General features: G+C 67.2%; 6 protein-coding genes (1 of these 6 running past the window's edge). 5 read left to right on the top strand and 1 reads right to left on the bottom strand.

Annotated elements, in window-relative coordinates; genetic code table 11:
* Nucleotides 1-9: 9 nt before the first annotated feature.
* Complete coding sequence (locus D5S18_RS09010) at nt 10-1056, bottom strand: FtsX-like permease family protein (protein WP_120039375.1); 1047 nt, start codon at nt 1054-1056, stop codon at nt 10-12.
* A gap of 130 nt (nt 1057-1186) precedes the next feature.
* Here D5S18_RS09010 and D5S18_RS09005 point away from each other — a divergent pair, with 130 nt between their 5' ends.
* The 5 genes from D5S18_RS09005 to D5S18_RS08985 all read left to right on the top strand — a co-directional run.
* Entirely contained in the window at nt 1187-2368 is a 1182-nt protein-coding gene (locus D5S18_RS09005) for a sensor histidine kinase (protein WP_120039374.1), read from the top strand.
* A complete protein-coding gene (locus tag D5S18_RS09000; RefSeq protein ID WP_120039373.1) occupies nt 2365-2982 on the top strand; it encodes a LuxR C-terminal-related transcriptional regulator in 618 nt (205 codons plus the stop codon). The genes D5S18_RS09005 and D5S18_RS09000 overlap by 4 nt, the downstream gene beginning before the upstream one ends.
* Before the next feature lie 314 nt (nt 2983-3296).
* Nucleotides 3297-3731 carry a PPOX class F420-dependent oxidoreductase gene (locus tag D5S18_RS08995; protein WP_120039372.1) on the top strand — a complete coding sequence of 145 codons (435 nt, stop codon included), beginning with the start codon at nt 3297-3299 and terminating at the stop codon, nt 3729-3731.
* 72 nt (nt 3732-3803) lie between these two features.
* Nucleotides 3804-4553, top strand: coding sequence for a precorrin-4 C(11)-methyltransferase (gene cobM / locus D5S18_RS08990; RefSeq protein WP_120039371.1), 750 nt, complete (start codon nt 3804-3806; stop codon nt 4551-4553).
* Between the two features lie 352 nt (nt 4554-4905).
* On the top strand, nt 4906-12019 hold the start of the coding sequence (locus D5S18_RS08985; RefSeq protein WP_120039370.1) for a non-ribosomal peptide synthase/polyketide synthase. The gene runs 36572 nt beyond the window's last position; only the first 7114 of its 43686 coding nucleotides appear in the window; the start codon lies at nt 4906-4908; the stop codon falls past the right edge of the window.

Genomic DNA, 12019 nt, shown 5'->3' with positions numbered 1-12019 from the left:
GGTTTCGATCTAGCGGCTCGCGCCGAGGGCGGTGAGCGGGTCGGTGGTGAACAGGAAGCGCAGCGCGAAGGCCGCGCCCAGCAGGCCGAGCAGGATCAAGGCGGCGGCCGGGAGCAGTGTGGTCGCCGGACTCAACACGAAGGGCAGCGCGTCACCCATGAGTGCCGCCGCTGTCGCGGTGATGCTCAGTCCGAGCGCCACACCCGCCGTCAAAACGACGGCGGCTTGGGAAAGGGCATCGCGCACGAGCGATCCCGTGGTCGCGCCGAGCGCCTTGAGGGTGGCGATATCGGGTTGGCGCTGCACCGTCCACACCGTGAAGAAAGCGCCGATGACCAGCGCGGAAATGGCGAACAGCAGAACGGTCATCAAAGTGAGGGAACCGTTTTCGGCTTGATAGGCGCTCAAAGCGGACAGCGATCCGGCGACGGTGGTCGTCGTGGTGTGCGCGGAAGTATTGCGGGCGGCCATATTCGGGACATCCGAGACCGCCAGGACGGTGGCCGCGCCGCCGCGCGGGTGCACGATGTGCCAGTCATCGAGGGTGGACCAGATGACCGGGGTGTGGCTGTACCAGTCGTCCGCGCCGACGGCCGCGACCGTGAACGCATGGCCGTCGATGGTGACGCGGTCGCCTGCCGCGGCGTGGGTCGCCTTGGCCGCGCCCGCGCTCAGCACCACCGAACCCGGTTCGATTGCCGGGTGATTGCCAAAGGCTCCGCCCTGCCCGCCGAACAACGCCACCTGAGCGGGTGCGCCGGATCCGGTCGCCTGTGCGTGACTGATGCCGAGCGGAGCCACCGAACCATTCCCACCGCGCCACTGCTCGACCTGTTCGTCGGTCAGCGCGGAGGTGTCGAAGGACGGTTTCGATCCGGATTCGGCGAAGACGATCGCGTCGGCGCGAATCCCGTCGATGGCGGAGATGTTCTGATGGGCGAGTCCGGCGGTGAGGCCGCTGAGAAAGCTGACCAGCAGCGCCACCAGCGTGACGACCAGCCCGATGAGCAGGAAGCGGCCACGCGCGGCCCGCAGATCTCGAAGTGCGACGAACATGGCTCCACTCTCGCCGTGCCGCGCCCTCCGGCCATCGAGCGCGCGAAGGAGATGCCCACCATAGAACGGTGGGGTGCCGTTTACACCTTTCGATGGATGCCCCTCGAATAGCCGCACATAAGCTGACAGGGTGCACTCGTCGCCGCTCACCCCTGTCTTCACCGCCCTGCACGTGGGTCTGCATGTGCTGGTGACGGCGCTGGCGGCGGTGGTCGCGGTGCGCGGCATACTGCCGGGCGCACCGCATCCGATCGCGACGGCGGTGCTCATCGCGGTCTTTCTCGCCGTCTACTTCACCGGCCGCTGGTTCAGCGCCCGGATACCGCAGTGGTTGGTGCTGCTCACCGTGCTCTGGCTCGGGTTGGTCCTCGTCGCGCCCGATGCCATCTACCTCGCGTTCGGACTGTTCTTTCTCTATCTGCACCTGATGAACCGGCCCTGGAGCCTGCTCGCCGTCCTCGCCGCCACCGTCGTGTCCGTACTGGGCTACGGAGTGCAGCGCGGCTGGTCGGTGGGCGGGGTGATCGGGCCGGTGATCGGCGCGGCCGTGGCGGTGGGTATCGCCCTCGGATATCAGGCGCTGTTCCGGGAGTCCGCCGAGCGGCAGCGGCTCATCGATGAATTGCTCAATGCTCGAGCCACTCTCGCGGAGCGGGAACGCACCGCGGGCAAACTCGGTGAGCGCGAGCGGTTGGCTCAGGAAATCCACGACACGGTGGCGCAGGGTCTCAGCAGTATTCAGTTGCTGCTGCACGCTGCCGAACAGGGCGCACCGGATCATCCCGCGCTGCACCAGATTCGGTTGGCGCGCGAGACAGCGGCGGAGAACCTGGCCGAAACCCGTAGACTCATCGCCGAATTGGCGCCTGCCGCATTGGAGGGGCAGTCGCTGGCACAGGCATTGGAGCGGATCTGCGCGCGGGCGCAAGGACCCGCACTTCGCACGCAACTCGTCGTGGAGGGGGCACCCGAGCGGTTGCCGATGCCGGTGGAGGCGGCGCTGGTGCGCATCGCCCAGGGGGCGGTGGCGAATGTGGTGCGGCACGCGCAGGCCGATCTGATGCGGCTCACCCTCACCTACGAAGCCGATGAGGTGCATCTCGACGTGGTCGACAATGGGATCGGCATCGACCCGGCCGTACTCGACCGCACGCCGAGCGGGTCGTTCGGGTTGGCGGCCATGCGCGGGCGCGTCGAACAGCAGGGTGGGACCATGGCGGTGGAGTCGGAACCGGGGCATACCGCGGTCACCGTGTCGTTTCCGCTCGAATCCGCGGCCCCGGAGCGCGACGACGCGGCGGCGGGCCGATGATTCGCCTGCTGCTCGCCGACGATCACGCCATCGTCCGCGCCGGTCTGCGCGCCCTGCTCGACGGTAGCGCCGATATCCGGGTGCTCGGGGATGTCCCCACTTCCGAAGCGGCCGTGGCCTTCTGCGCCACCACCCCCGTCGACCTGGTGCTCATGGACCTGAGTTTCGGACCCGGCCGCTCCGGCGTCGAGGCCACCGCCGACCTGCGCGCCCTCCCCGACCCCCCGAACGTCCTGGTGGTCACCAACTACGACACCGACGCCGATATCCTCAGCGCCATCGAGGCCGGAGCCTGCGGTTACATCCTCAAGGACACCCCGCCCCCCGAACTCCTCGCCGCGGTGCGCTCGGCCGCCGCGGGGGAGAGCGTCCTCTCGCCCGCCGTCGCCTCCAAACTCATGACCAGGGTCCGCCGCGCCGACACCACCCTCAGCCCCCGCGAGATCGAGGTCCTGCGCCTGGTGGCCGACGGCCGTTCCAACCGGGAGATAGCCAAACAGCTGTTCCTCAGCGAGACCACCGTCAAATCCCACCTCGTCCACATCTACGCCAAACTAGGCGTCCGCTCCCGCACCTCCGCCGTAGCCCGAGCCCGCGAACAGGGCGCGATCTAACCCCGGTACTCATGTCCCGAATCGGGTCACGCCCAGGACTTTCGGACCAATTCCGCACGCAGGTCGATATCTGTCGACCCCGTCGCCAACTTCGGTCCACATGCCAGCTGAGCTGACCCGATGCAGATCGAGAGTTGGTTTCACAGTGCGCTGTCGGCCAGGTCGATCTCCGATCTCGGGATCATCTGACTCGACGAACCTTTGGTGGTGCCGTGCCATGTGCGCGGCACCACCGCTGTGTTTGGGGATCGGGGTCACCGCGACACGGGCATTGATGGCTGGGCGGGGAATGGGGAGGTACGTAGTCTCTGCCTATGACTTCACTGGCTGATGAGCGGGTTCGGGCGTTTTTGATGGAGGGGACGAGGACCGGGAAGGTGGCGGTTGGGTTGGGGGATGGGCGGGTGCGGGTTACGCCCGTGTGGTTTGTGGTGGAGGGGGATGAGGTGGTTTTCAATACGGGGAAAGAGTCGTTGAAGGGGCGGGCGTTTCAGCGTGGGGGTGAGGTGGCGATGGTGGTGGATGTCGAGGCGCTGCCCTATCCGTCGGTGCAGGTGATCGGGACGGTGACGGTTTCGGAGGATCCGGACGAATTGGTCAGGACGGCAACGGCTCTCGGGGGTCGGTATATGGGGGCGGATCGGGCCGAGGAGTTCGGGAAGCGCAATGGGGTGCCGGGGGAGCTGGTGGTGCGGTTGCGGCCGACGAAGGTGATCGCGCACTTCGACGCGGTCGGATCGGGAGAATAGGCGTACCTTCGCTTTCGCTCCGGCCGTGCGCGGGTTCAAAGGCCGCCGACAGCGCCCACTAGGCTGCGGCCCATGACGGTGCACTTCATCGGGGCCGGGCCGGGCGCGGCGGATCTGCTGACGGTGCGCGCGGTCGAACTGTTGCGGCGGGCGCGGGTGTGTCTGTATGCGGGAACGTATTTGGATTCGGGGGTGCTCGCGCACTGCGCGCCGGACGCGGAACTGATCGATACCCGGCATCTGGATCTGGATGTCATCACCGACCACCTGGTGCGTGCGCATCGGGAGGGTAAAGAGGTGGCGCGGCTGTGTTCCGGTGACCCGTCGCTGTATTCGGCGCTCACCGAGCAGACCCGCCGCTTGGACTCCCATGGCGTCCCGTGGGATGTCACGCCGGGTGTCCCCGCCTATGCTGCGGCGGCGGCCGTGCTCGGTACGGAGCTGACGGTGCCGGAGGTGGTGCAGTCGGTGGTGCTGACCAGGATGCGGGCGCGTTCCACCGCCATGCCGGACAGTGAGGCGCTGGCGAATTTCGCGCGTACGGGCGCCACGCTGGCATTGCACCTGGCCATCACCAAGACCAGGTCGCTGGCCGAGGAGTTGGCGCAGGATTACGGTCGGGATTGTCCGGTTGCCGTGGTTTATCGCGCGAGTCAGCCCGAGCAGCGGATCCTGCGCGGCACCCTCGCCGATATCGCGGATCAGGTCGAGCGGGCCGGTTTGCAGCAGGCCGCGGTGATCCTGGTGGGCCGGGCCCTTTCGGACTCCTTGTCCTGCACCCGATCCCATCTATACGATCCGGCCCGCGTGCGCCACCCTTGATCCCGCCGAATGAGTGTGACGCTGGCAACAATGCGAATTGTCAAGCCCTGAAACATTGCCCGCCTGGCATGATGTGCAACGGCTATGAGGGGTGGTTGGTCGGGTCCGGTCGGCAACGGTAGATTGGGTCGGTGATCAGCAGCGAAGAACCCGACGCGACTCGGCGGTGGGGCACGGGCGTTGGCGGGACCATGTAACAAGACCTACCTGGCCAACGGATAGTGCCAATGGACATTTTTGCCTGATTGATGAGTTCTGCACTCCGAGACCGAATGCCGTGCGATAGCCGCGCGCATCCGGTCCGAGTGTTGTCGGGGAGCGCTTGCGTGGTGTTCCAGAAGCGAGGTTACGGTTGGACCGGCGGGATTTCGGCGGAAACGGCGAAACTGGTGACGAACGGGCGCAGGCTGCTTCGAGGGAGTCGAGTGAGCCGTTCCCGCTGTCCCCGGCGCAGCTGGGCATCTGGTATGCGCAGCTACTGGACCCGCAGGTACCGATCAATATCGCGCAGTATGTCGACCTGCACGGCGATCTCGACTTGGAGGTGCTGCGTGTATCGCTGATCAGCGCGGGTGAGGAGCGCGGCACCGGCATGCTGTCGATCGTCGAGATCGATGGCCAGCCCCATCAGTGGATCGACTACTCGATCGTGGATCGGGACAAGATCTACTACGTCGACCTGCGCGGCGAGGCCGACCCGGCGGCGGCGGCCATGGCGTGGATGCGCGCCGAGTACAGCACCCCGGTCAATCTGCTCGAGGACCGCCTCATGCGGTTCGGCGCCCTGCAACTCGGCGACCATCACTGGTACCTGTACCTGCGCGCGCACCACATCGCGATGGACGGCTACGGCGCGGTCACCAACCTGGCCTTGCTCGCCGGTTGGTACACCGCAGTGTTGAAGGGCGAAAAGCCCGCCCCGTCGAATGCCGCGCAGTTGCACACGCTCTACGAGCAGGAGATGGCCTATCGGGACAGCTCCCGATTCCAGTCGGACAAGAAGTACTGGGCCGAGCGGGTCGCCGGTCTGGAGGACGGGACCAGTCTGGTCGGTCGGTCCGCGGCGCCCGCGCCACTGAACACCATCAGCAGCGAACTGCTCTCCGACGAGCGCAATGAGCTGCTGAATGCGGCTGTGGCACGCCATGATTCGACGCCGGCCGGGTTGTTGCTCGCCGCTTTCGCCGGATATCTGGCGCAGTGGACCGGATCCACGGATGTGATCCTGAGCCTGCCGGTGACCGCGCGCACCACGGCGGTCATGCGCCGCTCGGGCGGTGTGTCGTCCAATATCGTGCCGCTGCGTCTGCGGATCGATCGCGGCACCACCGTGGCCGATGTGCTCAAGCAGGTCCAGGTCGAGGTAACAGGCGCGCTGCGTCACCAGCGCTACCGCCACGAGGACATTCGCCGCGACGCGGCGGGCGATGGCGTGGTGACCAGGGAGTTCTTCGGCCCCTGGGTGAATATCATGCTGTTCCAGGATCAGGTCGCCATGGGCGATATGGTCGGCACCATGGTGGTGCTGTCCACCGGCAGCATCGAGGATCTCGGCGTCAACTTCTATCAGTCCGAGGGTTTCAAGCGCGCGCGCATCGACTTCGAGACCAACCCGAACCTGTATTCCGAGGCCGAGACCCGACGCCAGCACGAGCGTTTCCTCGAATTCTTCGAGCGCTTCCTGAAGGCCGACACGGACGCCCCGGTCTGGGGGCTGGAGCTCGCGGGCGCGGCCGAGCGGGAGTTGACCCTCACGCAGTGGAACGATTCCGAGCAGTCGGTGCCCGAGACCACCCTCGCGGCGCTGCTCGACGCGCGAAATCCGGAGTCGGACAACGCGATCGCCCTCGATTTCGAGGGGCAGACGCTGACCTACGCCGAATTCGACGCGCGGGTCAACAGTTTGGCCCGGCATCTGATCGCCGATGGCGTCGGCCCGGAATCGCTGGTGGCGCTGGGGATGCGGCGTTCGCTGGAGCTGGTCGTCGGTATGCACGCGGTGCTGAAGGCCGGTGGCGCGTACGTGCCGATCGATCCGGATCATCCGGCCGAGCGCACGGCCTACATCCTGGATTCCGCGACACCGGTCTGCGTGTTGACCGTCTCCGATGACGGTCTGGCACTGCCGGATTCGGTGCGCCGGATGGATCTGGACACGCTGGATCTGTCGGCGTATTCCACCGCGCCGGTGACCGATGCCGATCGGCTCGCCCCGCTGCGGCCGGAGAATACGGCCTATGTCATCTACACCTCGGGTTCGACCGGCCGCCCCAAGGGTGTCGCGGTCTCCCACGAGGCGATCGTCAATCAGCAACTGTGGATGCTCGACGAGTATCGGCTCACGGCCGCCGATATCTACTTGCAGAAGACCGCGACCACCTTCGACGTCTCGCTGTGGGGTTACTTCCTGCCCCTGCTGGTGGGCGCGAAACTGATTATCGCCTCACCGGACGGGCATCGCGACCCGCTCTACATCGCCGAGTTGATCGAGCGGCACGGCGTCACCGTGACCGATTTCGTCCCGTCCATGTTGACGGTCTTCGCCGCGCACGCTACCCGCGCCCAATGTGCCACGCTGCGCGCGGTTTTCGTGATCGGTGAGGCGTTGCCGCCGGAGACGGCCGCCGCGTTCCGCGCACGCACCGAGGCCGGTCTGCACAACCTGTACGGCCCCACCGAGGCCGCCGTCTCGGTGACCTACTGGGAGGCCACGGCCGCCGATACGGTCTGCGTGCCGATCGGTATTCCGGAGTGGAATGTCGAGGTCTATGTCCTCGACGGGCTGCTGCGTCCGGTCCCGATCGGCGCGCCGGGCGAATTGTATTTGGCCGGTAGGCAATTGGCGCGCGGCTATCGCGGCCGCGCGGATCTCACGGCGGATCGGTTCGTCGCGAACCCGCTCTCGGACTCCGGTGCGCGGATGTACCGCACCGGCGACCTGGTGCGCTGGAATGCCGAGGGCACCCTGGAGTACATCGGTCGCACCGACTTCCAGGTGAAGTTCCGCGGTCAGCGCATCGAGTTGGGCGAGATCGAGACCGTCACCCTGGCCCATCCCGCCGTGAGCCAGTCGGCGGTGCTGGTGATGGATACCGTCACCGGGCAGCAGTTGGTGGCCTATGTGGTTGCCGCGCCGGGACTTTCGATCGACCCGGTCGAGTTGACCAGATTTGCGGCCGAGCGGTTGCCCAGCTATATGGTGCCCGCCTCGGTCATGGTGCTGGACGGGTTCCCGCTCAACACCTCCGGCAAGCTGGATCGAAAAGGGTTGCCGGAGCCGGTGTTCGCGGCGGGTGCGGTGAGTTACCGCGCGCCGCGCAGCCAGGCCGAGCAGATCGTGGCCGGTGTTTTCGCCGAGGTGCTCGGTCAGGAACGCATCGGCATCGATGACAATTTCTTCGATCTCGGCGGCAACTCGCTGGTCGCCACCCAGGTGATGGCGCGGCTCGGCGCGGCCTTCGGCGTGCAGTTGGGTGTGCGCGCGCTGTTCGAGTCGCCCACCGTGGCCGGATTGGCCATGCGCGCCGAGAATGCCACGCCCGCAACGGGTTCGCGTCCGCCGCTGGTGGCCAGGCCGCGTCCGGAGCGGGTGCCGCTCTCGCCCGCGCAGCAGCGGTTGTGGTTCATCAATCGGTTCGATCCGACCTCGCCGACCTACAACCTGCCGTTCGTGGTGCGGTTGCGCGGTCATGTCGAGGTGGACGCGCTGCAACCCGCGCTGCTCGATGTGCTGGCGCGTCAGGAGGCGCTGCGCACCATCTTCCCCGAATCCGGTGACGGCGGCTATCAGCAGTTGGTGCCGATCGAGGACGTGGCTCTCGATATCGCGACGCAGGCCATCGACGCGGCCCGGTTGACCGGTGTGCTCACCGAATTCGCGGCGACCGGCTTCGATGTGACGCGCGAACTGCCCATTCGGGTGCGCGTATTCCAGGTGACGGACCGCAGCAACGGTGTGCCCGAATACGCCATCGCCATCGTGGTGCACCATATCGCCGCCGACGGTGTCTCTTTCGGCCCGCTGGCCCGCGATGTGGCCGCAGCCTACCTGGCGCGCACGCAGGGGCAGGCTCCCAGTTGGGCGCCCCTGCCGGTGCAGTACCAGGACTACAGCATCTGGCAGCGCGAACTGCTCGGCGCGGAATCGGATCCGGAGTCCATGGCCGCGCGTCAGATCGCCTACTGGCGTGGCGCTTTGGCGGGTCTGCCGGATCAGTTGGATCTGCCCGCCGATCGCCCGCGTCCGCCGGTGCAGAGCTTCGGCGGCAGCCGGGTCGGCTTCGAGATAGATGCCGAACTGCACGTGCGGTTGGCCGCTCTGGCTCGGGCGCAGGGTGTTTCGCTGTTCATGGTGTTGCACGGCGCGCTGGCGGTGCTGCTGGCGCGGTTGAGCGGCACCGCCGATATCGCGATCGGCACCCCGGTCGCCGGTCGCGGTGAGGCCGCGCTCGACGACCTGATCGGCATGTTCGTCAATACCCTGGTGCTGCGCTCGCGGGTGGAGGCGGCCGAGCCGTTCGCCGAATTCCTCGCGCGCACCCGCGACACCGATCTGTCGGCGTTCGCGCACGCGGATGTGCCGTTCGAGCGGCTGGTCGAGGTGCTCAACCCGACGCGCTCGCGGGCCAGGCATCCGCTGTTCCAGGTGATGCTGTCGTTCCAGGAGCTCTCGCACGTCACCATGGAATTGGCCGATGTCTCGGTCAAGGCCGATGAGCTCGAGGTCGATATCGCCAAATTCGACCTGCAATGGACGCTGACCGAGCAGCGCGGCGCGCAGGGCGAGCCCGCGGGGATGTCGGCCGTGCTCTCCTATGCCACCGATCTGTTCGACGCGGCCACGGTGGCCGAGTTCGGCCACCGCTACCTGCGGGTGCTGGAAACGGTCGTGGCCGCGCCGACCACGCGGGTGCGCGATCTCGAAATCCTTGATGCCGCAGAGCGTTCCATCGTGCTCGGCCGTTGGAACGGTACCGCGCACCCGGTTCCCGAGGTCGCGTCGGTGTTGGATCTGTTCGCCGATCAGGTACAGCGGCGGCCGCAGCGCACGGCGCTGATCTTCGATCCGGCGGACCGCTCCGGCGGCGAGGATGCCGTGGAACTGACCTACGCGGAGTTCGCCGCGCGGGTCAATCGGTTGGCGCGCCAGTTGATCGCCGAGGGCGTCGGTCCGGAATCGCTGGTGGCGGTGGGTATTCGCCGCTCGATCGACATGCTGGTCGCCATCTACGCGACCATGGCCGCGGGCGGTGGCTATGTGCCCATCGATCCGGATCATCCGGCCGAACGCACCGATTACGTGCTGCGCAGCTCGAATCCGGTGTGTCTGCTCACCACTCGGGCCGACGATGTCGAAACCGACGGCTGCCCGGTGCTTTTCGTAGACGATATCGACCTGGACGAGTACTCGGACGAGCCGATCGAGCCCGCCGAGCGGCGCGGCCCGCTGCGCGCGGCGAATACCGCCTACGTGCTCTACACCTCCGGTTCCACCGGTCGCCCGAAGGGCGTCGCGGTCAGCCACGCCTCGGTGCTCAACCAGATCGCCTGGATCACCGAGCAGTACCGCATCGATGAACTCGATGTGATCCTGCAGAAGACCCCGGTCACCTTCGACGTCTCGGTGTGGGAGCTGTTCGGCACCCTCGCGGTCGGCGCGACCATGGTGATCGCGGTGCCGGACGGGCATCGCGACCCGATCTACCTCTCGGAGGTCATCGAGCGGTACCGGGTCACCATGACCTCGTTCGTCCCCTCCATGCTGTCGGTGTTCGCGAGCAGCGCGTCGGTGGCGGAATGCCTTTCGCTGCGTGCGGTGCTCGTCGCCGGTGAGGCGCTGCCGCCCGCGACGGTCGGCGCGTTCCGCAAACTCAGCACCGCGGGTGTGCACAACCTCTACGGGCCGACGGAGTTCGCGGTGCACGCGACCGCGTGGTCGATCACCGAGACACAGCCGACTTCGGTGCCGATCGGGCGTCCAGTGTGGAACGCGCAGGCTTACGTCCTCGACGAGGGCCTGCAACCGGTGCCGGTCGGTGTGCCGGGTGAGCTGTACCTCGGTGGTGCGCAGGTCGCGCGCGGCTATCACGGGCGCGCGGATCTGAGCGCGGAGCGCTTCGTCGCCGATCCGTTCGGCGCGGCGGGTGGTCGCCTCTACCGCACCGGTGACCTGGTGCGCTGGACCGCGCCCGCCGAGGGCGCGGACGGTGTGCTGGAATACATCGGCCGCACCGACTTCCAGGTGAAGTTCCGTGGTCAGCGCATCGAACTGGGCGAGGTGGAGACGGCGCTGCTCGAGCTGCCCTCGGTGCAGCAGGCCGTGGTGCTCGTGATCGATACGGTCGCGGGCGATCAGTTGGTCGCCTATCTCGTACCCGCCGAGGTTCCGGCCGATACGGATGCCATCAGGGCGGCGCTGCACAACACGCTGCCCGCCTATATGGTGCCGTCGGCGTTCGTGGTGCTGGCGGAGTTCCCGCTCAACGCCTCGGGCAAGCTGGATCGAAAGGCGTTGCCCGCGCCGGTGTTCGAGGTGCGCACCTTCCGCGCTCCGACCACCCCGATCGAGGAGATCGTCGCGCAGATCTTCGGCGAGGTGCTCGGCGTCGCCAAGGTCGGTGTGGATGACGACTTCTTCGAACTGGGCGGCAACTCGCTGATCGCCACCCAGGTCTCCGCGCGACTCGGTATCGCGCTCAATACCAGGGTTCCGGTGCGCACCCTGTTCGAGGCCACCACGGTCGCGGCGTTGGCCGCGCGGGTGGAGTCGCAGGTCGGCGCGGGCGCGCGGCAGGCGCTGGTGGCCAGGGAGCGGCCCGAGCGGGTGCCGCTGTCGCTGGCCCAGCAGCGCATGTGGTTCCTGAACCGCTTCGATACGGATTCGGCGGTCAACAACATCCCCGTGGCCATCCGGCTCACGGGCGAATTGGATGTGGCCGCGCTGCAGGTCGCCGTGATCGATGTGATCGACCGGCACGAGTCGCTGCGCACCGTCTTCCCGGAGACCGAGAACGGTCCGGTGCAGGTCGTCCTGGACGCGGCCCAGATCGTGCCCGACCTGACCCCGTTCCAGGTCAGCGAGGCCACCCTGATCGACCATCTGGTCGAGCTGGCCTCCATGGCCTTCGATGTGACCAACGAAGTGCCTTTGCACGCAAGGCTTTTCGAGATCAGCGAATCCGAGTACGTACTCGGCATGGTGGTGCACCACATCTCCGCCGACGGTTGGTCCATGGGTCCGCTGGCCCGCGATGTGATGGTGGCCTACGCGGCACGCACCTCGTGGGAGGCCCCTGCCTGGGCCGAGTTGCCGGTCCAGTACGCCGATTACGCGCTGTGGCAGCGCGAGGTCCTCGGCTCCGAGGACGATCCCGCCTCGCTGGTGTCCTCCCAGATCCAGTACTGGCGGCGGGAATTGGCGGATCTGCCCGATGAGCTGGTGCTGCCGTCGGATCGTCCGCGTCCGG

The sequence above is a fragment of the Nocardia panacis genome, from assembly GCF_003598715.1.
Taxonomy (GTDB): domain Bacteria; phylum Actinomycetota; class Actinomycetes; order Mycobacteriales; family Mycobacteriaceae; genus Nocardia; species Nocardia panacis.
The sequence above is the reverse complement of the archived record's forward strand: the minus strand, read 5'-3'. Positions and strand labels throughout refer to the sequence as shown.

Excerpts from the sequence above, each read along its gene's own strand:
- cobM (WP_120039371.1), top strand. The coding sequence starts at position 3,804 with ATGACGGTGCACTTCATCGGGGCCGGGCCGGGCGCGGCGGATCTGCTG.
- D5S18_RS09010 (WP_120039375.1), bottom strand. The coding sequence starts at position 1,056 with ATGTTCGTCGCACTTCGAGATCTGCGGGCCGCGCGTGGCCGCTTCCTG.
- D5S18_RS09000 (WP_120039373.1), top strand. The coding sequence starts at position 2,365 with ATGATTCGCCTGCTGCTCGCCGACGATCACGCCATCGTCCGCGCCGGT.
- D5S18_RS08995 (WP_120039372.1), top strand. The coding sequence starts at position 3,297 with ATGACTTCACTGGCTGATGAGCGGGTTCGGGCGTTTTTGATGGAGGGG.